A 23,405-nucleotide genomic window follows, 5' to 3' on the forward strand; every position below is an offset into this window, starting at 1 on the left:
ATAAAAAGAAAAGGTACAGCACTATGCTGTACCTTTTTCTTTTTTCCAGCGGTAATTCCTGAAAGTAATCCAATAATTGTCCGGTGTTAGACTTAATAAAAAAAATACTTTATTTTATTATTTAATATTTATGTTTTTGTTTAATTATTAATATTATGTTTATTTATTGTCTTATTTTTTTAAAACAAAACTACTCTTTTAGTGTTTTTTGATAAAATAAATGCAATTTAAATTCTTTAAGATTGTTCTTTTTATTACATTTGATATGAAAATGAACATGTAGATGAATACACACAAAAAAAATCCAGATAATTTTGCAAAACATCAGGGGCTTTATGAGCCTGAATTTGAATTTGATTCCTGCGGAGTTGGTTTTGTAGCGAATATTAAAGGAGTAAAAAGTTATAAGATTGTAAGTGATGCTATTACCATGCTGGAGAACATGGAGCATCGTGGTGCTACCGGATATGAAAGTAATACCGGGGATGGTGCAGGGATACAAATCCAGATCCCCCATGAGCTTTTATATGATGAGGCATTAAACGTCGGAATAGATTTACCGGAATCTGGATATTACGGTGTTGGAATGTTATTTTTTTCTCAGAATAATTTTATTCGGGAAGAATGTAAAGAGGTCATTGCACAGTCTGCAGAAAAGTTACATCTTAAAATATTAGGATATCGGCCTGTTCCGGTGAGTAATATTGATCTTGGAGATTTGGCAAAGAGTGTAGAACCAGTGATGGAGATGCTTTTTATTGAGCGTCCTTTTGATGTGGATACAGAAAAAGATTTTGAGAGAAAGCTGTTTATTTTTAAGAATTATATTTCTCATCAGATGACCAGTATTACAAATAATGATCCTATTGGGTTTTATGTAGCTTCTTTCTCCTGTAAAAAGCTTATTTATAAAGGTCAATTGAGAAGTATTCAGGTTCGGAATTATTTTAAAGACCTTACCAATCCTAAAATTCGTTCTGCATTTGGAATGGTACACTCCCGTTTTGCCACCAATACTTCACCTACATGGAGCCTGGCACAGCCATTCAGGTTTTTAGCGCATAATGGTGAAATCAATACTTTAGGGGGAAATCTTAATTGGTTGAGATCTTCTGAAAAAATGTTCCAAAGTCCATTTTTTACCCCTCAGGAAATGGATATGCTTCTCCCTTTAACAAAACCAGGCCAATCAGATTCTTCATATCTCGATAATATGGTAGAGCTGCTGTACCATTCGGGACGGTCGCTTCCTCATACAATGATGATGCTGATACCTGAAGCATGGGATGGACATGAGCAGATGGAGCATTACAAAAAAGATTTCTATGAGTTTCATGCTTGCTTGATGGAGCCCTGGGACGGGCCAGCTTCCATTTCCTTTACAGATGGCGATATAATAGGAGCTACTCTGGATAGAAACGGGCTTCGTCCCTCACGATATTGTATTACATCGGATGATTTGGTCATTATGGCATCCGAATCAGGAGCATTATCTGTAGATCCCCAAAAAATAATTAGAAGGGGGCATCTTCAGCCGGGTAAAATGTTTCTTGTAGACATGAAAAAAGGAGCAATCATCAGTGACGATGAATTAAAAAAAGAAATATGTATCTCAAAACCCTACCGTGAATGGTTGGACAGTATGAGGATTAATATCACCGAATTACCCAACCCTAAAATCCGGTTCAATAAACTTCAGACAGAAGATATTTTTAAGTATCAGAAGGCATTCGGATATTCCAGAGAAGATCTGGATGGAGTGATTAAAGAAATGGCGTCTCACGGTAAAGAACCAATTGGGTCAATGGGGTTTGATGCTCCTTTAGCTGTATTGAGTGAGAAGCCACAGCACTTGAGCTCATATTTCAAACAGTTATTTGCCCAGGTAACCAATCCACCGATAGATCCTATAAGGGAAAAACTGGTCATGTCTTTGACTACGATTATAGGAGGAAATGGTAATCTTTTAGAAGAGGATAAAAACTTTGCACATTCTATAAGACTGGACAACCCTATTATTAATAATAATCAGCTTGAAAAATTAAGAAGTGTTGATACAGGTAGATTTCAAGCCAAAACGATTTATACTTATTTTAATGCAAGAGGAAAAGAAGGTGAACTAAAAAAAGCGATCGACAGGATTTGCAGGTATGCGGTAGATGCAGTAGATGATGGATTTGAAGTAATTATACTTTCGGATCGGTCACTGGATTCTCAGCATGCATCTATTCCTTCATTACTGGCATGTTCGGCAGTACACCATCATTTGATCAGGAAAGGCATCCGTAGAAAGATCGGTTTGGTAATGGAGGTTGGAGATGTTTGGGAGGTTCATCATTTTGCAACGTTATTAGGATTTGGAGCAACGGCAATTAATCCTTATCTGGCATTGGCAAGTATCAGACAAATGTTTGATGATGGGGAATTTGAAGAAGAAGATTTACTAAGGCTAAAAGATAATTATAAAAAAGCAATAGGAGATGGGCTTTTAAAGATATTTTCTAAAATGGGAGTTTCCACTTTGCAATCTTATCATGGAGCACAAATTTTTGAAATTATAGGGTTGAATAAACTTGTGGTCAATACATGCTTTACAGGAGCTGTTTCCAGAATTGAAGGTATTGGATTTGATGAAATTGCGAAGGAAGCTTTGATAAAACATCAGGATGCATTCAGGGAAGATATGGAAAACTCATTACTGGATACAGGAGGTATTTACCGGTGGAGAAGTAATAATGAATATCATCAGTTTAATCCACAGTCCATTCACTTACTTCAGCAGTCTGCCTGGAACAATGACTATGGCATTTTTAAAAAATATTCAAGACTTGTCAATCAGCAAATGGGTAAAGCCTCTCTATTGAGGGGATTACTGGAATTCAAAAATGACAGAGAGCCCATTTCATTGGAAGAAGTTGAGCCTATAGAAAACATAATGAAACGTTTCGCAACAGGAGCAATGTCTTTTGGGTCTATTTCGTGGGAGGCACATACCACATTGGCAATTGCAATGAATAGGATAGGGGCAAAAAGTAATACAGGAGAAGGAGGAGAGGATGAAGCCAGGTATACACCTGACAAGAATGGAGATAACCTGCGTTCTTCCATTAAACAGGTTGCTTCCGGAAGATTTGGGGTTACTGCCAGATACCTTGCAGAAGCAGATGAAATCCAAATAAAGATGGCTCAGGGTGCTAAGCCAGGAGAGGGGGGGCAATTATCGGGGGATAAGGTGGATTCGTGGATTGGTAAAACGAGACACTCGACACCTGGCGTTGGACTGATTTCTCCACCGCCGCATCATGATATTTATTCTATTGAAGATTTAGCTCAGCTTATCTTTGATTTAAAAAATGCTAATCGTCATGCCCGGTTATCGGTGAAGTTAGTTTCAAAAGCAGGAGTAGGAACTATAGCTTCTGGGGTTGCAAAGGCAAAAGCAGATCATATTCTGATTTCGGGATATGATGGAGGTACGGGCGCATCACCTTTAGGCTCAATCCGTCATACCGGATTGCCTTGGGAGCTTGGATTGGCTGAAACTCATCAGACTCTGATTAAAAATAAACTGAGACAAAGAGTTACTCTGCAGGTTGATGGGCAGATGAAAACAGGACGCGATTTGGCTATAGCTACTTTGTTAGGGGCAGAAGAGTGGGGAATTGCTACTTCTGCGCTCATTGTTGAAGGCTGTATACTGATGAGGAAATGTCATTTGAATACTTGTCCTGTAGGAATTGCCACTCAAAAGGAAGAATTAAGAAAAAAATTCAAGGGAAAAGCTGAGTACCTGGTGAATTATTTTAAATTTCTTGCGATGGAAGTTCGTGAGATTATGGCTAATTTAGGTTTCAGAACCATTGATGAAATGGTAGGGCAGTCTCAATGTCTTGAAAGAAAAACAAATATTACCTTCTGGAAACATCAAAGGATAGACCTAAGCAGGATTCTTTATAAAATAGAAACTGATTTGCCGGTAATTAAATCTGAGGAACAGGATGTGGGTCTGGATCATTCCATTTCCTGGAAAATGGTTGAAGCGGCTCAATACGCCCTTCAAAATAATACATACATGGAAGCAGAATTTGATATAAAAAATACGGATCGTACAGTTGGTACTATTCTTTCCCATGAATTAACCAAAATTTATAAGTCTGAGGGAATGAATGAACATTCATTACTATTTAATTTTAAAGGAACCGCAGGGCAAAGCTTTGGAGCATTTTGTAATAAAGGGATGACTATGCGTCTGGAAGGAGATGCTAATGACTATTTAGGGAAAGGGCTTTCAGGTGCTCAGTTGATTATTTTTCCGCATAAAGAGGCTATTATCCGTGCCAGTGAAAATAGTATTGTTGGAAATGTTGCTTTATATGGAGCCACTTCTGGAAAGGTATTTATCAGTGGTATAGCAGGAGAGCGTTTTGCCGTTCGGAATTCCGGAGCTACTGCAGTTGTGGAAGGAATTGGTGATCATGGATGTGAATATATGACTGGAGGGAAAGTTATTGTCCTGGGAGGAGTCGGAAGAAATTTTGGCGCAGGAATGAGCGGAGGTATTGCTTATGTATGGGATGTAAATAAAAACTTAGAATATCATTTTAATCCTGATATGGCGGATTTGGAATCTATTACAGAGGATGATAAAGAATCGATTTTTAATCTGATCAGGGAACATTTTGAAAATACAGGAAGCACATTGGCAGAATATATAATAAGTGATTGGGATAACAGCTGTAAGCATTTTACGAAAGTGTATCCGAGAGAATATAAGAAAGTGATTGAAAACCAGATAAATGATATTATGTAATGGGGAAGATAGATGGATTTTTATTATATGAGAGGGAACTTCCTTCTAAACTGGATGTTGAAAAGAGACTTAAGGATTATAAAGAATTTATTCAGAAGCCTTCTGATCAGCAGTTGAATTGTCAATCGGCAAGATGTATGGACTGCGGAGTTCCTTTTTGCCAGAGTGGTTGCCCTTTGGGAAATCTCATTCCTGAGTTTAATGAAGCCGTATATAAAAAACAATGGCAAAAAGCCTATCAGATTTTAATATCTACAAATAATTTTCCTGAGTTTACCGGAAGAATTTGTCCTGCTCCCTGCGAAAGTGCATGTGTGTTGGGAATTAACGATAAGGCGGTTACCATTGAGGAAATAGAAAAGAATATTATAGAAATAGCTTTCGAGAAAGGCTTTGCTAAGCCAAGAATTCCCAAGCTGAAAACAGATAAAAAGGTTGCGGTAGTAGGTTCCGGACCTGCCGGATTGGCGGCAGCATATCAATTGAACCAGATGGGGTATAGTACTACAGTTTTTGAAAGAGATCCTGAAATAGGAGGATTATTAAGGTTTGGAATACCGGATTTTAAACTGGACAAAAATATTGTAGAACGCAGAGTTCAATGGATGAAAGAAGAAGGGGTTGAATTTTGTACTGGAATTAACGTTGGTGTCAATTATGCTGTAGAAGAATTGAACCGTAATTTTGATGCAATTGTATTGGCAACAGGAAGTACTGTTCCCAAAGATCTGATCATTCCCAACCGGGATGCAAAAGGTATTTATTTCGCTATGGATTTTCTTAAACAAAGTAATAAAAAAGTAAGTGGGATTTCTTTTGAAGAAGAAGAAATTAATACGAAAGGAAAAAAAGTAGTGGTCATAGGAGGTGGAGATACAGGGTCCGATTGTATAGGAACTTCTAACCGTCAGGGAGCAGAAGTTGTATATCAGATTTATTATAAACCTATGCAGCCAACAGAACGGGATGAAACGATGCCATGGCCCAGTTATCCTGCTCTACTGCAGATTACTTCCTCCCATGAGGAGGGGTGTGATCGTATGTGGTCTGTGAATTCAAAAGAATTTGTGAAAGATGAACATGGAAACCTAAAAGGAATTCGCCTGGTGGAAGCAGAATGGACTAAAGATTCTGATGAAGGAAAATGGAACTTATATACTGAAAAACCAGCATCTGAATTTGTACTCGAATGCGATATTATTTTTATTGCCTTAGGATATACGCATGTTGAGCATAAAGGGCTGGTTGAAGCATTAGATATTCACCTGGATCCAAAAGGGAACTTAATCGGAAATAATAAAGAATATAAAACCAATCAGGATAAAATTTTCACCTGTGGTGATGCCCGAAAAGGACAAAGTCTTGTAGTATGGGCTATTGCGGAAGGCAGACAATGCGCAGATAAAATTGATGAGTTTTTTAAAAATAAATCATGAAATAATCTGAATCCTGATTAGGTTATTTAAGAAAATTAGATGGGCAGCTGAAAGTAGGAAGTAGATAATTTTATACAGCTTCGAGCCTTTGATCCCGAATTTATTTTCTGTAATGGCCAAATGAGGCATCAGACAAAATTGATAAAGAATTAAAAATAGAAGGTACAGAGTTATTCTGTACCTTTTTCTTTTTTCCATTTCCGGAGCTGTATTCTAAAATTTTTAAAAGGAGCAACTGTGTTGATATGTATCCATTTCCATACAGGCCATTTAGCGGGCGTTGTTGCCCATTTCCTTTGCTCAGGTTCAAACAGGATTTTGTCATCAAGGCTTTCAATCCATTTTATAATTTCATCGACTTGCTTTTGTAAGAGATCTCTTTGTTCTGCCAGACTATAGGAGCTATATTGCTCATAGAAAGACTGATATAATCCTTTTAAATTATTCCATTTATATTCAGGGGTAGGTGTTTTCACTTCCTTTCCTTTCTTTTCATCAGCTTCCCACTGTAGGAGCAGTTGGGTCCAGCCAATCTGATAGGCTATATTCTGGGCTGGTGTTTTATCAACCCCTACTTTTAGCCAATCTTTTTCCTTTTCTTTAATATCATCGAATTCCTTGTTGTAGAGAAGGAACCTTTTTTTTATTTCTTCAATAAGTTCAGTTTTGTCTTTATAACCTTTCATAGTATTATTTTCTAAGCTTACTGAAAGAAGCCATCAAATAAAATAAAAACGGCAGAATAAATAATGATCCCAGCATCAATGCCCAGCCTAATGCAGCAATAGTTTTAGGCGGTGCCATATGCTGTAACAATGAAAGATGCTGTCCGTTACCTAACAGTATAATATCCGGATTATGCTGATAGGTAGCGGCCACAAGAATCATCACCATCTGAAAGCCTGCAAGAGCTCTCACCGGAAGTAATTTTTGGGTATTCAGTGCTCTTAAAATAAGCAGTAAAGCAACAGTAGCAAAAGCAATAGCCATAATTCCCAAAGGCTTTGAAAATATCCACATCAAAAGAGGAATATCTGAAAGGTAAGCAGTAGCAAATACCAGAATTCCTGTAATCACAACAAATATCATCGTCTGTTTTGATTTTCTTATCATTAATAGCAATTCTTCTTTCCCACGGGTTTCTCTTAATGAAAAAATAGATGCAAGATAAGCACACAACGCTACAGTAAAAAGTCCTACAGACACTCCAAACCAGTTAAGCCAGCTGTAAACATACAAATCAAGAAAACCTGTCGCATCAGGATTAATAGAGTGGGAAACTGTTGCAGCTGCAATTAACCCCAAAAAGAAGGGAGTTAAAAGGCTCGCATAATAAAATATCTGCGTATATAAAACCTGCCAGTTGTCCTTTACTGCGTCATAATGCCTGAACGTAAAAGCTGTTCCTCTTGCAATAATTCCTAAAAGCATTAAGACTAAAGGAATGTGAAGATAAGTAGACATAGTGGTATAAATCTCCGGAAAGCCAACAAAAAGGATAACGATGGCAATAATCAGCCACATGTGATTGGCTTCCCAAACAGGAGCAATAGATTCATACATAATCTCATGGGTTTTATGGCGGGCTTTTTTATTGGTGAACATTTCTACAATACCTGCTCCAAAGTCAGCTCCTCCCAGAATAATATAAAGACAAATGGATAGCCAGAGAAAGCCTATTACAATGTAAATCATGATTTTTTGTTTTTATCGTTAAACTGAGAATCGGTAGGGTCATAAAGTTTTGGTACCATCTGAATCTGCCTTTTTAAAAGGAAAATCAGAATCAGTGATAAGGATACAAAAATTGCGGTGAAGAAATAGAATGAATATTGTATTCCCGGCATCGGGGTTACAGCATCTACAGTTCTCATAATGCCATAAATAATCCATGGCTGTCTTCCGACTTCAGTTACGGTCCATCCCGCCTCCAGCGCAATGTAACCAAAAGGCGTTGCGATGAGGAAGGTTTTTAACAGCCAGTTTTTACTCAGCCATTCTTTTCTGAAGAAGAAGGCATACAAATAAACAGCTCCGATAACAATCATAACCACACCAAAGAAGATCATAATCTGAAAAGCATAATGAACAACTGCAATCGGAGGCCACTCATCTTTCGGGAAATCCTTAAGACCTTTTACTTCGGCATTGAAATCATTGCTTACCAGAAAGCTTAAAACTTTTGGGATTTTCACGGCATATTTCACTTCTTCATTTTTCTCGTCAGGAATTCCTCCAATCACGAATGAAGCTCCTTTTTCAGTTTCAAAATGCGCCTCCATAGCCGCAAGCTTGATCGGTTGTCTTTCTGCAACGGATTTGGCTGCAACATCACCACTCAAAGGCGCACCAAACGCTCCAATCAGGGCAAAACCCACCGCAATTCTAAACGCTTTGGTGTGAAACTCAATATTCCTTTTCCGCATGATCATAAAAGCATGAACTCCGGCTACGGCAAAACCTGTTGCACAAAATGCAGCAACCGTCATGTGAAGCGCCTGAGGAAACCAGGCATCATTGAACATTGCTTTGATCGGATCAATATTTAAGTATTGTCCGTTGATATAATCAAAACCTGTCGGGGAATTCATCCATGAGTTGGCTGCTACCACCAGAATTCCGGAAGCAAGCCCGCTTAGCCCCACAAGAAATCCGCAGAACCAGTGGAACCATTTATTAAACCTTTCCCATCCATATAAAAAGAACCCGATTGCAATGGCTTCAATAAAGAAGGCTGTCCCTTCCAAAGAAAAAGGCATTCCGAAAATAGGACCAGCATGTTTCATAAAACCGGGCCATAAAAGTCCAAGCTCAAAAGAAAGCATTGTTCCGGAAACGGCACCTGTAGCAAAAAGAATAGCTACTCCTTTGCTCCATGCTTTTGTGAGTCCTTTATATACTTCATTATTGGTCTTTAGATATTTCCAATGGGCAAAAGCCATCAGGAAAGGCATCACCATACCCACACAGGAGAATATGATATGAAAGCCCAGTGAAAGTGCCATCTGAGCACGCGCTGCTATAAAATCATCCATAATATCAACTTTTCAGTAAATAAATTTACGCATAAATTATTGATGTTGAATATGATTTACAACAGTTGATATTTCACCAATACACTTTAATTTTGATTCTTTTATTGACTTGTTTTCCTTTATGTTTTTACTAAGAATACTCTCCATTTTTTTGACACTTTTTAACTTTCATACCTCGAAAAAAATCACGATATTTGTAAGTCTTTGCACTGAGCAGGATTTTTAATATTTTATATGAGTCAAAAACAATATACAGCTAGTAGTATTCAGGCATTGGAAGGAATGGAGCACGTTCGTATGCGTCCTTCAATGTACATTGGTGATGTAGGAGTCCGCGGACTTCACCATTTGGTTTATGAAGTAGTAGATAACTCTATTGACGAAGCTTTGGCAGGGTACTGCGATACGATCTTCGTTAGCATCAAGGAAGGAAACGGAATTGAAGTAAGTGATAACGGTAGAGGTATCCCGGTTGATTTTCACGAAAAAGAACAGAAATCAGCCCTTGAGGTTGTAATGACTAAAATCGGGGCCGGAGGTAAGTTCGATAAAGATTCTTATAAGGTTTCGGGTGGTCTTCACGGGGTTGGAGTTTCGTGTGTGAATGCACTTTCCAATGAGATGATCACTACAGTTTACAGAGATGGAAACGTTTACCAGCAGATTTATTCCAGAGGAAAAGCACAGACAGGTGTTGAAGAGATCGGTCACAGTGAAAAAAGGGGGACCAAGCAGTTTTTCCAGCCGGATGATACTATATTTACAGAATTAGTTTACAACTACGATACATTAGCAAGCCGTTTAAGAGAGCTTTCTTACCTAAATAAAGGAATTACCATCACCCTTACCGATGAAAGAGAAAAATTGGAAGACGGATCTTTCCGTTCAGAAGTTTTTCACTCTGAAGGAGGGTTGAAAGAATTCGTTGCCTATATTGATGGTAACCGTGAATCTATTATGGAGCACGTGATCTTTATGGAAGGAGAAAGAGATGATATCCCTGTAGAAGTAGCAATGCGTTACAATACTTCTTTCAACGAAAATCTTCACTCTTATGTAAACAATATCAACACTCATGAGGGAGGAACTCACTTAGCAGGTTTCAGACGTGCTTTGACGAGAACTCTTAAGAAGTATGCTGATGATTTAGGGATTCCACAGAAAGAAAAAGTAGAGGTTACAGGAGATGACTTCCGTGAGGGATTAACAGCTGTAGTTTCTGTAAAGGTAATGGAACCGCAGTTTGAAGGACAGACGAAAACAAAATTAGGAAACTCTGAGGTTTCGGGAGCTGTAGATAAAATTGTAGGGGAAATGCTTACCAATTTCCTTGAAGAAAACCCTACTGAAGCAAAGCAGATCGTGCAGAAGGTTGTGTTGGCTGCAAAAGCAAGACAGGCTGCTAAGAAAGCCCGTGAAATGGTTCAGAGAAAATCTCCGATGGGAGGTTCCGGTCTTCCGGGAAAACTTTCTGACTGTTCTTCAAAAGATCCGGCAGAATCTGAGATCTTCCTTGTAGAGGGAGATTCCGCAGGGGGTACTGCCAAGCAGGGAAGAGACAGACACTTCCAGGCAATTCTTCCATTGAGAGGTAAAATCCTTAACGTAGAAAAATCTATGCTTCACAAAGTATATGATAACGAAGAAATCAGAAATATCTATACAGCTCTTGGAGTTTCCGTAGGAACTGAGGAAGACAGCAAAGCATTGAACTTATCAAAATTGAGATACCATAAAATCGTTATCATGACCGATGCTGATATCGACGGATCTCACATTTCTACACTGATTCTTACTTTCTTCTTCAGATATATGAAAGAACTTATTGAGAACGGATATATCTATATTGCTCAACCACCTTTATATTTATTAAAGAAAGGAAACAAAAAAGTATATGCCTATAACGAAAAAGAACGTGAAGAGTTTACTTTAGACATGGCTCCGGACGGTAAAGGTGTAGAGGTACAGCGTTACAAAGGTCTTGGAGAAATGAACCCTGAGCAGCTTTGGGAAACCACTCTTAATCCGGAACACAGAATTCTGAAGCAGGTGACCATTGATAATGCAGTGGAAGCAGACAGTATTTTCTCAATGCTGATGGGAGATGAGGTTCCGCCAAGAAGAGAGTTTATCGAGAAAAATGCAAAATATGCAAAAATTGATGCATAAACATTTTTAAAATATATAAAAAAAGCTTCTAATTATTTAGAAGCTTTTTTTATATTTGGACAAACCAAAAAAACAAATAATATGCTAACTCTTTTACAAACAGATCCTTATAATGGAACAGATGCAGTGTCTGGTGCAGCCGCTGCAGGTTTAGGGATCGGAACGTTATTCTTCGGATTACTTTGCTATATATTCTATGGATATTGCATGTACAGGATTTTCCAGAAGGCAGGAAGACAAGATGCCTGGGCTGCTTTTGTACCTATTTATAATACAATTGTATTACTGGAAATCGTGAAAAAACCAATTTGGTGGATCATTCTTTTCTTTATTCCTTTGGTGAATATCTATGCATGTTGGGTTGTTTATGACAGGCTTGCCAAAGGCTTTGCCAAAGAAACTCCTCTTTATACGATTCTGATTCTTATTTTCGGATTTATTTTCATTCCTGTATTAGGTCTTGGAAGTGATCAATACGATAGTAAACGTATTCCAAATGATCAATAGAATAAGAAATAAAAAATTAACAGGCCTCAGCAATGAGGTCTTTTTTTATGGATAATGCATTGTACATGATCTGTAGAATTAATTGTACTCCTGTTTCATATTAATTCTACATGTTTTGAATTATAGGAATCGTAAATTATTCTAAATTTGAAAAGCAGACAATATGAAGTTTATCCCTTCATGCTGCAGAATATATATTCTTCTCCCAATATAGAATGAGTATAAATATTCTGCTTTAACTTTTCAGAAATTACTCATGAAAAGTTGATAATGTGTTCATAGCCTTATAGGTACATTTAAACAGTACTTTTTAAGTATTAGGTTAAGGGCTTCACCTGGTTGAAGCCTTTTATATTTTTTTTAACAGTTATTAAGATTTTCTTATTTTTGCATAATCTTAATAACTATGATGAAAATATTAGTCCTTGGGGCTTTATCTACCGCCTCATTATATTTTGCACAGAGCTATCCTGCTTCTGCAATTCCGGAGAATTTAAAGAAAAACGCTGATGTCGTTATACGAAAGGATTTTACAACCGTTCAGATCAATAAAATTGATGAAATAAGATACCAGTATAATACAGTAACCACGGTTCTGAATAAAGACGGAAACGAACAGGCCGCTGCTTATATTCCTTATGATAAATCAAAAAGTATTTCCAATATAAAGGTTACGATTTACGATGAAGCAGGTAAAAAAATAAAGAGCTTCTCAAAATCGGATTTTAAAGATTTTGCCAATAACCCTCAGGGAGTTTTTTATTCAGATAACAGGATTCTGGTATTTTCCTATACACCGGTTCAGTATCCTTATACTGTTGATTTTTCTTATGAAAGTGAAGATAAGAATACAATCTTCATCCAGGATTTTGTCCCTTTCCATTCTATTAAAATGTCTTTGGAAGAGGCGCAATTTAAAATTATCAACACATCAGGAATTGAGCTGCGTACCAAGATATACCCTTCAAAATATAATTATGCCTCTGTTGTTGAAAGCGGAAGTGGAAACGACAAAACATATTCATACAAAAATGTACCTGCAATAGAGGATGCTTTTATGATTCCACAGCCTGTTAAAATATTACCTTCGGTAAACTTTGCCCTTACAAAATTTAATCTGGCAGGAAAACAGGGCACTTTAAATAACTGGACGGATTTCGGAACCTGGTATTATAAAGATCTTGTAGAGCCGGTTTCAGTATCTACTCCTGCTATTAAAGCTGAAGTTGCATCTTTACAATTACAGGGATCTGTAGAAGAGAAAGTAAAGAAAATTTATCAGTATATGCAGAATAAAACGAGATATATTGCTGTTGGTCTGGGAATCGGGGGCTGGCTTCCCATGCAGCCGGATGAAGTTCATAAAAAAGGATATGGAGACTGTAAAGCCCTGACAAATTATATGAAAATCCTGCTGAATGAAGCCGGAATCCCATCGAAGTATTGTGTGATCAACTCCAGTTCTTCACAGGTTTCATTTGATCCTGAGTTTCCATCCATGGGTGGAAATCACGCTATTCTGATGGTTCCTACTGAAAATGGAAATATCTGGCTTGAAAATACTTCCCAACAAATCGCATTTAATCATTTAAGTTACAGTACAACTGATAGAAATGCACTTGCAGTAACTTCGAAAGGGATAGAGCTCATTAATACACCGGTGTATAAAGCTGAACAGAACAAAGAAAAACAGATATTGAGAGTTAACCTTAATGAGGATAACAGTATGATGGGGACCGGTAATTTTTCCTACACGGGAAATCAGTATGATTACAATTTGAGGTTGGCCAATCTTGATCCTAAAGAAAAGAATGATGCCATAAAAGAAAGATTTGGTGTTTTAAACTTTGAAAAAGTTGAAATGAAGAACTTTAATAATGACAGAGATCATGCTGTTATTACGTATGACCTTGATTTTAAGACTAATAATTTTTCAAAAAAAGCAGGAAACAGTCTTTTGTTCAGGTCTGTTCCTATTTTTTCAGATGTGGTTTATAAAACAGATGAAAACCGTGAACTTCCTTTTGAAGTGAATATGTCTTTTGAAGATGAATATGAAATTGCTTTTGTTCTTCCTTTGGGGTATAAAGTTGATGAAACTCCCGATAACTCATCCATCACTTCTGAATTCGGGTCTTATAAGATGAGCTTTGTCAAAAGTGATGGTCAGGTAAAAGTGATCAGAAAAATGCAGATTAATAAAGGATTATATCCAAAAGAAAAGTACAACGATTACATCAGTTTCAGAAAGAAGATTCTGAATATGGACAATTCGAAAATTTTAATAACAAAAATATAACCATGAAAAAAATAATAGTATTGCTTCTTTGCTCTGCCAATACAATACTGCTCAATGCTCAGAAGAAATATGAATTTCTGAATCCGCCTAAATTTAATGAGGCCGATCTGTCTAAAGCAAAGTCTTCATTAGATGAAAATGCTCCTGCTGAAATTTTGTACAAATCTGCTTATTTTATGGTAGATGCCACTACAGGAAATATGCATAAAAAATACTTTTACAGAGTTAAAATTTATGATAAAGATAAATCTGAGGATTGGCTAAATCTGGAAATTCCTATTTATAATATCGGTGCGAATAGAGAATCCTTAAATAAATTCAAAGCTTTCACTTACAATCTCGAAAATGGAAATGTAGTTCCTTTAAAAGTAGAAAAAAGTTCTCAATATAGAAGTAAAGAAGATAAATATGTTACTTTGACAAAATTTGCCTTTCCCGGTGTAAAAAACGGATCTGTATTAGAATATCAGTATGAAATAATCTCACCCTTTCTGTTTATTGTCCCAGAAGTATTGATAGAATCAGATACCCCCTCTCTGAACACTGAGTATGTTTTTGATGCACCAATCAATATGTCTTATAATGTAAACTATACTGGAGAAATTAGCCCTAAATACAGAGAAATGGATGAGCGAAACATCTATGGTTCTCAATATAAAACCTTTAGGTTTGCTTATGAAAATATAAAAGGCTTTAAAACTGAAAAATTTGTGAGAAATGACAGAAATTTCAGGACCAAAATAAGTGCAGAGTTGCACTCTACTCATTTTGGTCAGTTAAAACTGTATTCATCATCCTGGGATCAAATCGCTAAAAGACTTTATGAAAATGAAGATTTTGGTGAACAGCTTAAAAAAACAAAATTGGCTAAAGAAAATTTACCTGCTGGAGTTTTGGGAATGAAAACAGATATTGAAAAAGCCAACGCTATTTTTTCTTATGTCCAGAAAACATTTACATGGAATAAAGATAAAGGAATTTATACGCAAGACGGGATTAAGAAGCTTTTAGAAACTAAAACCGGAAATGCCGCAGAAATTAATCTTTTTTTAGTTATGATGCTTCGTGAAGTTGGTCTTAAAGCGGATCCATTGGTTATTTCCACAGTAGAAAACGGACTCATTAATCTGGTGTCACCTAATATATCCAATATGAATTTTGTGTTGGCTGCTATCAATTTGAATAATCAGTTGCATATCTATGACGCCACTTCCAGACAGTCTTCATTGGATGAAATTCCTCTTAAAAACTGGAATCAATATGGACTTCTGGTAACTAAAGAAAAAGCACTGCAGATTCAGATGACCAATATAAAATCAAGCAACACCTACCTTACTGCAAATGCAAAAATCAATGATGACGGAAGTATTTCCGGAACCTATTCAGACAAAGATACCGGTGCTTATGCTATGTATGCTAAAGACAGCTATGATGATAATGCAGAGAAATATAAAAAACAGTATAAAGAAAACTTCTCAATGGATTTCACCGATATCAACTCAAAAGTATTGGAAACTGGTGAATTTGAAAGCAGTATGAAGTTTTCTTCAACAAATCTTATTGATAGGGTAGGAAAAAAAATGATTATCAATCCGATGTTGTTTCTAAGTAAAAATTCCAATGAATTTGATCAGACTGAAGTCAGAAAATATCCTATCGATTTTGGATCGCCTATCACCAAAGTGAAAAAAGTAACTCTTGAAATCCCTGAAGGATATGTTGTTGAGGAAATGCCTAAAGCTAAAAAGATTACCACAGACGATAAAGAAATAGAATATAGTTACTATGTAGAGCAAAAAGGAAATAAGCTGGAAGTTACTACTACAATTAAAGTTAACAGTTCAGATTATCCGAAAGAATATTATCCTGCATTTAAACAGATTTGGGGAGTAGCTTCAAAATGTGAAAACCAGGTAATCAGCCTTGTTAAGAAGTAATTTTTTAACATGATTTAAATAAAAAATAAAAAAAATCAAAAACCATTCATCTTTTGAATGGTTTTTGTATTTATTATCAAAAAATGTAATTATGAAAAATACGATTGCTGTTATAGCATTATCTTCTTTCCTTGCAGTTACTGCCTGTAAGAAAAATGAAACGGCAGCACAAGAAGAAAAAACAGAAAGCAAAGCTTCAGAAGAATTTGTGGTAGACTCTGTAAAGGTCAATGATTCTACAAAAATTACAGACTCTTTAAAGGTAAGCTACACATCAAAGCTGTTGGTTTTTCCTACCTTAAAAGATAAAAAACTGCTGGACAGCATCTATTTCCAGAATGAAAAAATTAAAGATTTTTCCAAAGCCGGACTTCAGGCTTATCTTGATAAAGAAAAGAATGATTACTTCAATTCGATAAAAAAAGATAATAACGACTGGCTTTCAGATGTGACCTATGCGCAGAACTGGTATTCAAGCTCACATATGAATCTGATTTCTAATAAAAATGGTTATATGCATATCCAATATGTAGGAAGCGGATATGAAGGAGGAGCCCATGACAACTACGGATTTTCAGAAAGAGTTTTTGATCTTAAAAACAACCGAAAATTAGAGTTGAAAGATATTACCTCAATGCCTAAAAATAAGATTGAAGCTATTCTGATGAAAAATATTGATAAAATGAATAGTGGCACAATGGATGGTGACGGAGAAGTTAAGAATTCGGAAATGCTTTTAGTAGATAAAATCCCGGCTTCCGATAATTTCTATTTTGACGATAAAAATCTTTATTTTCATTACAGTCCATATGAAATTGCCGCTTTTGCTGCGGGAGATATTACAGTTCCGGTTTCATGGGAAGATCTTAAGGGGACTTTAAATGCAGAATTTAAAGATAGAATGAAAATTAAATAAATTAATGCTTCCAGTTCTGGAAGCATTTTTTAATTTTGTGGTAATGGAAAAAGTCGCTTTTATTATCAATCCTTTTTCGGCTAAAAAAAACTATCAGCCGTTTTTGAACGAACTTAAAACAAAGGTTAATAACCCATTGTATTATGTGTCAGAATCTATTCCCGGAACAGATGAATTCATTCAGACTTATTTCAAAGAAGTGGATATCTTTGTGGCAATAGGAGGGGACGGAACGATTTCCACAGTAGCCAAAAACTTAATCAATACAGAAAAAATTCTGGCTATTTTTCCAGCTGGATCAGGGAACGGCTTTTCCAATGAAACACAATTCAGTAAAAATCTGGATGAACTTTTAGGAAAAATAGAAGCAAAAAAATCCAGAAAGATTGATACATTTACGGTCAATGACAGGCTTTCTATCAACGTCTCAGGAACAGGATTTGATGGGAAAGTAGTCAAGGAATTTGAGAAAACAAGCCGTGGATTTAAAAATTATATTAAAGTTTCCCTGAAGACCTTCTTCAATTACAAACCCATCAAAGTGAAATTTTTTGATGAGGAGTATCAAAAGTATAATGGCAGATATCTGATGATGAATATCGCCAATACCCGTCAGTTTGGCAATAATGCTTATATTGCACCAAAGGCCAGTAAAAGTGACGGATTGGTTGATATGGTATTGGTTAAGAAATTTCCATTGACCTACTCAGCACTTTTTGCTTTCAGAATGTTTACCAAAAGGCTGAAAGATGATGAGTATGTCACGTATCTTCCGGTCTCTGAAATATCTTTTAAAGTCAATACCAAAAACTGGCATCTGGACGGTGAATTCAATAAAATCAAATCACCAGTTCACGTTAAAGTACAGCCTTCAAGTTTGAATATTCTGGTTTAAAGTTATAGGTTGCTGATGTAGCTGTTCTGGAAAACTTAATATTGCACTGTAAAAATTCAGGAACAAGAATCAGATTTTCAGGTTAAAAGTAGAGATTAAAAATCTGAATAGTTGTTTCAATGCGAAACAGTTATCTTTAATCCATAATCCCTGCAACCTAAAATCTGTCACCTGCGATCTGTTTATACTTCAAGCTTTTTCTCAACTTCATGAGGATGATCCAGGCAATAATGAAACTGATCCTTGTCAAGTTGCTTTTCCCAATTGGCTACCACTATTGTTGCCACAGAATTTCCAATAACGTTTGTTAAGGCTCTGCATTCACTCATAAATTTATCAATTCCAAGAATTAAGGTCATTCCGGCAATCGGAATTTCTGGAACTACCGCCAGTGTTGCAGCAAGAGTAACAAATCCTGCGCCTGTAACACCTGCTGCTCCTTTTGAGCTCAACATTGCTACCAAAAGCAGCATCAGTTGCTTTTCAATAGGAAGATGAATATTTAATGCCTGTGCAATGAATAAAGAGGCTAAGGTCATATAAATATTGGTCCCATCAAGATTAAAAGAGTATCCGGTAGGAACAACCAGACCTACAATAGCTTTTGAACAGCCTGCTTTTTCTAGTTTTTCCATGATTCCCGGAAGGGCAGATTCAGACGAGCTGGTTCCAAGAACAAGGAGAAGCTCTTCTTTAAGGTAGAAAAGAAGCTTGAAAATATTAAACCCATTATACCACGCTACTGCTCCCAATACCAGAATTACAAAAAGGATGGATGTAATATAAAATGTACCGACAAGAAATATAAGATTCAATACAGAATGCAGTCCATATTTACCAATTGTAAAAGCCATCGCTCCAAAAGCTCCTATCGGGGCAAGTTTCATGAGCATATGTACAATCTTAAATATTGGTGTAGATAAGTCCTGCAGAAAATCTGTTACTTTCTGACTCTTTTCCTTGGTAAGTACCAGAGCAACGCCCATTAAAATGGCGACGAGAAGTACCTGAAGAATGTTATCACCCACCAAAGGACTGAATAATGTCTCGGGAATAATATTCATGATAAAACCCGTAAGTGTTGATTCATGGGCTTTCGCCTGATATTGCGAAACATCACCTGAAAGAGTGGCTGGATCAATATTCAAACCATGGCCAGGCTGTAAAATATTTCCGACAAATAAACCGATAATAAGCGCAAGAGTAGAGAATGTGAAAAAATAAAGCATTGCCTTTATTGCAATTCTTCCTACCTTTTTTAAGTCGGTCATATGGGCGATTCCTAAAGTAAGGGTAATAAAGATAACCGGGGCGATAATCATTTTTACCAGTTTGATGAATCCATCTCCCAGCGGTTTCATCTTTTCTCCTAATTCAGGATAGAATTTTCCAAGAAGAATACCTGCAATAATGGCGATAATCACTTGAAAATAAATCTGATTGTATATTTTTTTTGCTTTCAAAGAACAGTCGTTTTGTTTTTTTAAGGGCGAAAATTAAGAAATTTATCTGAAAACATGACAAAAGTCATTGAAAAGAATCTTTACTGCCACTTTTACAGGAAATATAAAAACTTCGGCTTCATTCTGCAGATTTTACTCTGCCAGGAATGAAGCCGAAGCGTAATGTAATAATATCTTAAGGTCAGTTATTCTATGGCAACAGAATCATCTCCACGGCCGTCTGCTACTGCATGAATATTTCCGTTTTCATCAAGAACGATCATTTCTGTCTTTCCGATATATTTTGTTTTTTCTATGATATAATTTTTACTTTTCAATTCAGAAATTGTGCTTTCAGGGAAGTTGTTTTCTACAGTTATGGTTTCCGGAAGCCACTGATGGTGAAACTTCGGTGCATTTACTGATATATTGGCATTCAGTTTAAAATCTACAACATTCACAATTGACTGGTATACCGACGTAGGAATTGTTGTTCCTCCGGGGGTTCCCACAACCATATAGGGCTTTCCGTTCTTAAGAATAATGGTTGGAGTCATGGAAGAAAGCATTCTTTTATTAGGCTGTATGGAATTGGCTTCTCCGCCCACTGCTCCAAACATATTAGGGACTCCTGGTTTAATAGAGAAATCATCCATTTCATTATTTAAAAAGAATCCGGCTCCGGAAACTAAAACTTTACTTCCGTAGTATCCGTTAAGAGTTGTAGTTACTGAAGCAGCATTTCCATCCTTATCCAATACAGAGATATGAGTGGTCTGCATTGATTCTTTAGGCTGTTCTATGATCTTGCCAACTTCTGCGCTTGGAGTTGCTTTATCAAAACTAAAACTTTTCCATCTGCCTTTCAGGTATTCATCAGAGATCAGATAAGAGGTTTTGTCCTGAATAAAATCAGGGTCTCCCATATATTCAGCTCGGTCCGCATAGGCTCTTCTTTCCGCTTCTGCCATGATCTGAACAGCCTTTGTCGAGTTCTGCTGATACTTTTCAAGGTTTTCAAAACTTGCCATTCTAAGCATCTGGGCAAGAAGAACTCCGCCGCTTGATGGTAAGGGCATGGTGACAACATCATTTCCTTTATAGTCAAATTCAAGAGCTTTTCTTTCTGCAACTTTGTAGTTTTTAAGATCTTCCAGGGTGATAATTCCGTTGCCTCTTTTCATTTCAGCCACCAGAAGCTCAGCTGTTTTCCCTTCATAAAAACCTTTTGCGCCTAATTTTTGGATTCGTTTTAAAGTCTCGGCCAGGTCTTTTTGGATTAAAAGATCTCCGGCTTTCCATGGAGTATCTTTTACAAAAATGATGGAAGATTTATTGTGCTTCTGAAATTTTTCTCTTTGGTTATTCAGCATTTCTGCTTCTTTGTCCGTGATGGCAAAACCTTTTTCTGCAAGATCAATGGCGGGCTGGATAATCTTTTCCATAGGCAGCTTACAATACTTCAGCGTGGCAAAAAATCCTGCCACACTTCCCGGAATTCCTACTGCCAGCCTTCCGTTTTGAGAAAGGTCAGTATCTGCTTTTCCTTTTTTATCGATATACATATCCCTGGAGGCTTTTTTCGGAGCTGTTTCTCTGTAATCCAGCGTGAATTTTTCACCATTACTCTTTACTCCTACTAAAAATCCGCCACCACCAATATTGCCGGCCTGTGGATAGACAACGGCAAGGGCATACTGTGTTGCCGTAACAGCGTCATAGGCATTTCCACCCATCTTTAAGATTTTGGCTCCCGCTTCACTGGCCAGTGGATGTGCAGAGACGACGACTCCTTTATTTTTTACCTGTACTTCTTTGATAATATTAATATCTGTGAATTGAGCCAAGCTGAGCTGAGCTGCCAACAGCATCGAAGCAATTAAAATCTTCTTCATATGATTGTTTTTTCTTGAAACAAAATTATTGAATTTTCAGTGAATCACAGCCTGATGATCATTGCATTTGGTTTTTTCTTTCATTGAGATTATCTGATTGAAGATGAAGATGGTTATCAGAGAAATGTTTTTAAATACACCTTTTTTATTATGGTTGACATGTTTTTTTTACTTTTGTACAATTCTAAAAAAAATCTGAAAATGGAATCCTATACGGAAAGAATACTGATTACAGGTGCCCTTGGACAAATTGGTACCGAACTAACAAACAGACTTGTTGAAATCCACGGAGCAGAAAACGTTGTTGCTTCAGGACTGGACAGATGGCAGGAAGGGATTACTTCTGCCGGACATTATGAAAGAATGGATGTCACCAATACACAATTGGTAAGACAGGTGATCAAAGATTATGATATCACCACAGTGTATCACCTTGCTTCGCTTTTATCCGGAACTTCGGAAAAGCAGCCTATTTTTGCCTGGAAACTTAATCTTGAGCCACTCCTTCATTTTTGTGAAATGGCGAAAGAAGGACTCCTTAAAAAGATCTTCTGGCCAAGTTCAATCGCTGTATTCGGAAAAGGAATTCCAAAGCATGATGTGGGGCAGGATGTAGTGTTGAATCCGACAACTGTTTACGGGATTTCTAAGATGGCGGGGGAGAAATGGTGCGAATACTATTTCGATAAATATGGAGTAGATGTAAGAAGTATCAGGTATCCGGGATTGATTTCATGGAAGACTCCTGCAGGAGGTGGAACTACCGACTATGCCGTTGAGATTTTCTACAAAGCAATCGAAGAGGGAAAATATACAAGTTTTATTTCTGAGAATACAGGAATGCCGATGTTATATATGGATGATGCCATCAATGCCACCTTGAAATTGATGGAAGCACCAAAAGAAAGTTTAACGGTTCGTTCTTCTTACAATCTGGGTGGAATGTCATTTACCCCAAAAGAACTGGCTGAAGAAATCAAGAAAGAAATTACGGATTTTACGATCGATTATAACCCGGATTTCAGACAGGCTATTGCAGATTCCTGGCCGGCTTCTATTGATGATTCAGTAGCTAAAAAAGACTGGGGGCTGACGTATGACTTCGGGATTTCTGAAATGACAAAAGATATGATCAAGAATCTGAAAGTAAAATTAGCTAAGAATTAATAATGTGAAGTAATACTTTAAATAAAAATGTTTTTAACATCTGATTTTTAAGGTATTAAAATATTTATATAAAATTTAATTTAAATGGTATTGTTGACGTTTAACATCACTTGTATTGAAGCTGAAGTAAAAAAAGGCTTCCGGATTGCCGATGAAGAGCGATTGAAAATCATAGAAAATAATACCAAAGCAATTCTTAGAATTTTAGATATTCATGATATCAAATCAAGTTTTTTTGTAGAGATTTCTCTTACTGAAAAACTTCAGAATTTAATAAAAGCAATTTCATCCAAAGGGCATGAAATTGCTTTTTATAATAAAGGTTCAAATCCTGAAGAAATTGAAAATGCCAAAAAGAATATTCAGGATCTGCTGGAAAAACAGATCAGGGGAATCCGCCAGAAAGATATGAAAGTTCCACAGGATATTTTGAAGCTGATGGAGTTTAATTATGTTTCTAATATTGATAATGCCAATATTCTTTTTCCATTCAAAAGACTCAAAAGAGATACGGAAATTACAGAAGAAGACGGGCTGAGTATTGTGCCAGAGAGTATCTCTCCTTACAGTCAGCTTCCCTATAATGATTTTGTGTTCCAGATCCTGCCGATGAAATATTATCAGAATATGGTGCTGGAAACTTTGCAGAATGAAGAGTTTGTATTGATCTACCTGAATGCATGGCAGTTTACGGACTTCAAGCAATACCGTTTTGATATTCCTTTTTACCGGAGCTTATTTTCGGGCAAAAAAATGGAGGACAAATTAGATGCCCTCCTTACTTTTCTCAATGAAAGGGAAATGGCTACTTCCCGTATGAAAGATTATATATTTTAGGTGATAGGTTGCAAATATCAGGTGCCAGGTTGTAGGGATTAGGTAAAGGGTTTAAGGTTT

Annotated in this window: 15 protein-coding genes; 10 read left to right on the forward strand and 5 right to left on the reverse strand. The window is 36.7% G+C overall.

All coding sequences use genetic code 11. The features are described from left to right. Positions 1 to 283: 283 nt before the first annotated feature. Together gltB and AC3FI7_RS23735 are read left to right on the forward strand one after the other, a co-directional pair. Positions 284 to 4,810, forward strand: a complete 4,527-nt coding sequence (gltB, locus tag AC3FI7_RS23730; protein ID WP_491461064.1) for a glutamate synthase large subunit — start codon at positions 284 to 286, stop codon at positions 4,808 to 4,810. Further along, on the forward strand, positions 4,810 to 6,246 hold the full coding sequence (locus AC3FI7_RS23735) for a glutamate synthase subunit beta (RefSeq protein ID WP_491461065.1): 1,437 nt from the start codon (positions 4,810 to 4,812) through the stop codon (positions 6,244 to 6,246). Before gltB ends, AC3FI7_RS23735 begins: the two co-directional genes overlap by 1 nt. Before the next feature lie 170 nt (positions 6,247 to 6,416). On the opposite strand, the gene AC3FI7_RS23740 is transcribed toward AC3FI7_RS23735, so the two are convergent. From AC3FI7_RS23740 to AC3FI7_RS23750, 3 genes are read right to left on the reverse strand one after another with little or no spacing between them, the layout of a single operon-like run. Further along, positions 6,417 to 6,932: a ClbS/DfsB family four-helix bundle protein gene (locus AC3FI7_RS23740; RefSeq protein ID WP_491461066.1), complete on the reverse strand. Its 516-nt coding sequence runs from the start codon at positions 6,930 to 6,932 to the stop codon at positions 6,417 to 6,419. Between the two features lie 4 nt (positions 6,933 to 6,936). After that, a complete protein-coding gene (locus AC3FI7_RS23745) occupies positions 6,937 to 7,941 on the reverse strand; it encodes a cytochrome d ubiquinol oxidase subunit II (RefSeq protein WP_142725620.1) in 1,005 nt (334 codons plus the stop codon). Beyond that, on the reverse strand, positions 7,938 to 9,281 hold the full coding sequence (locus tag AC3FI7_RS23750; RefSeq protein ID WP_142725621.1) for a cytochrome ubiquinol oxidase subunit I: 1,344 nt from the start codon (positions 9,279 to 9,281) through the stop codon (positions 7,938 to 7,940). The genes AC3FI7_RS23745 and AC3FI7_RS23750 overlap by 4 nt, the downstream gene beginning before the upstream one ends. A gap of 234 nt (positions 9,282 to 9,515) precedes the next feature. Here AC3FI7_RS23750 and gyrB point away from each other — a divergent pair, with 234 nt between their 5' ends. The 6 genes from gyrB (at position 9,516) to AC3FI7_RS23780 (ending at position 18,004) form a co-directional block, all read left to right on the forward strand. After that, positions 9,516 to 11,450 carry a DNA topoisomerase (ATP-hydrolyzing) subunit B gene (gene gyrB, locus AC3FI7_RS23755; protein ID WP_142725622.1) on the forward strand — a complete coding sequence of 645 codons (1,935 nt, stop codon included), beginning with the start codon at positions 9,516 to 9,518 and terminating at the stop codon, positions 11,448 to 11,450. Between the two features lie 81 nt (positions 11,451 to 11,531). Next, on the forward strand, positions 11,532 to 11,957 hold the full coding sequence (locus AC3FI7_RS23760; protein WP_142725623.1) for a DUF5684 domain-containing protein: 426 nt from the start codon (positions 11,532 to 11,534) through the stop codon (positions 11,955 to 11,957). Positions 11,958 to 12,363: 406 nt separating this feature from the next. Beyond that, complete coding sequence (locus tag AC3FI7_RS23765; protein ID WP_491461067.1) at positions 12,364 to 14,256, forward strand: DUF3858 domain-containing protein; 1,893 nt, start codon at positions 12,364 to 12,366, stop codon at positions 14,254 to 14,256. 2 nt (positions 14,257 to 14,258) lie between these two features. Next, positions 14,259 to 16,193: a transglutaminase family protein gene (locus AC3FI7_RS23770; RefSeq protein WP_142725625.1), complete on the forward strand. Its 1,935-nt coding sequence runs from the start codon at positions 14,259 to 14,261 to the stop codon at positions 16,191 to 16,193. A 91-nt stretch (positions 16,194 to 16,284) separates the two neighbouring features. After that, a complete protein-coding gene (locus tag AC3FI7_RS23775) occupies positions 16,285 to 17,109 on the forward strand; it encodes an RsiV family protein (RefSeq protein WP_142725626.1) in 825 nt (274 codons plus the stop codon). Between the two features lie 4 nt (positions 17,110 to 17,113). Continuing rightward, entirely contained in the window at positions 17,114 to 18,004 is an 891-nt protein-coding gene (locus tag AC3FI7_RS23780) for a diacylglycerol/lipid kinase family protein (protein WP_373995769.1), read from the forward strand. A gap of 182 nt (positions 18,005 to 18,186) precedes the next feature. On the opposite strand, the gene AC3FI7_RS23785 is transcribed toward AC3FI7_RS23780, so the two are convergent. Beyond that, entirely contained in the window at positions 18,187 to 19,467 is a 1,281-nt protein-coding gene (locus tag AC3FI7_RS23785; RefSeq protein WP_142725627.1) for a dicarboxylate/amino acid:cation symporter, read from the reverse strand. 185 nt (positions 19,468 to 19,652) lie between these two features. Beyond that, complete coding sequence (gene ggt, locus AC3FI7_RS23790; protein WP_142725628.1) at positions 19,653 to 21,341, reverse strand: gamma-glutamyltransferase; 1,689 nt, start codon at positions 21,339 to 21,341, stop codon at positions 19,653 to 19,655. A gap of 201 nt (positions 21,342 to 21,542) precedes the next feature. On the opposite strand from ggt, the gene AC3FI7_RS23795 reads away from it, so the two are divergent. Together AC3FI7_RS23795 and AC3FI7_RS23800 are read left to right on the forward strand one after the other, a co-directional pair. Beyond that, entirely contained in the window at positions 21,543 to 22,508 is a 966-nt protein-coding gene (locus tag AC3FI7_RS23795; protein WP_142725629.1) for an NAD-dependent epimerase/dehydratase family protein, read from the forward strand. Positions 22,509 to 22,592: 84 nt separating this feature from the next. Next, a complete protein-coding gene (locus tag AC3FI7_RS23800; protein WP_142725630.1) occupies positions 22,593 to 23,345 on the forward strand; it encodes a polysaccharide deacetylase family protein in 753 nt (250 codons plus the stop codon). Positions 23,346 to 23,405 lie beyond the last annotated feature (60 nt).

The sequence above is a fragment of the Chryseobacterium sp. TQ-BC-N36 genome, from assembly GCF_058382295.1.

Bases quoted from the DNA above. Each gene is read 5' to 3' on its own strand.
- AC3FI7_RS23760 (WP_142725623.1), top strand. From the start codon at position 11,532: ATGCTAACTCTTTTACAAACAGATCCTTATAATGGAACAGATGCAGTG.
- gyrB (WP_142725622.1), top strand. From the start codon at position 9,516: ATGAGTCAAAAACAATATACAGCTAGTAGTATTCAGGCATTGGAAGGA.
- AC3FI7_RS23800 (WP_142725630.1), top strand. From the start codon at position 22,593: ATGGTATTGTTGACGTTTAACATCACTTGTATTGAAGCTGAAGTAAAA.
- AC3FI7_RS23740 (WP_491461066.1), bottom strand. From the start codon at position 6,932: ATGAAAGGTTATAAAGACAAAACTGAACTTATTGAAGAAATAAAAAAA.
- AC3FI7_RS23795 (WP_142725629.1), top strand. From the start codon at position 21,543: ATGGAATCCTATACGGAAAGAATACTGATTACAGGTGCCCTTGGACAA.
- AC3FI7_RS23780 (WP_373995769.1), top strand. From the start codon at position 17,114: ATGCTTCCAGTTCTGGAAGCATTTTTTAATTTTGTGGTAATGGAAAAA.
- AC3FI7_RS23770 (WP_142725625.1), top strand. From the start codon at position 14,259: ATGAAAAAAATAATAGTATTGCTTCTTTGCTCTGCCAATACAATACTG.
- AC3FI7_RS23750 (WP_142725621.1), bottom strand. From the start codon at position 9,281: ATGGATGATTTTATAGCAGCGCGTGCTCAGATGGCACTTTCACTGGGC.
- AC3FI7_RS23735 (WP_491461065.1), top strand. From the start codon at position 4,810: ATGGGGAAGATAGATGGATTTTTATTATATGAGAGGGAACTTCCTTCT.
- AC3FI7_RS23775 (WP_142725626.1), top strand. From the start codon at position 16,285: ATGAAAAATACGATTGCTGTTATAGCATTATCTTCTTTCCTTGCAGTT.
- gltB (WP_491461064.1), top strand. From the start codon at position 284: ATGAATACACACAAAAAAAATCCAGATAATTTTGCAAAACATCAGGGG.
- ggt (WP_142725628.1), bottom strand. From the start codon at position 21,341: ATGAAGAAGATTTTAATTGCTTCGATGCTGTTGGCAGCTCAGCTCAGC.
- AC3FI7_RS23745 (WP_142725620.1), bottom strand. From the start codon at position 7,941: ATGATTTACATTGTAATAGGCTTTCTCTGGCTATCCATTTGTCTTTAT.
- AC3FI7_RS23765 (WP_491461067.1), top strand. From the start codon at position 12,364: ATGATGAAAATATTAGTCCTTGGGGCTTTATCTACCGCCTCATTATAT.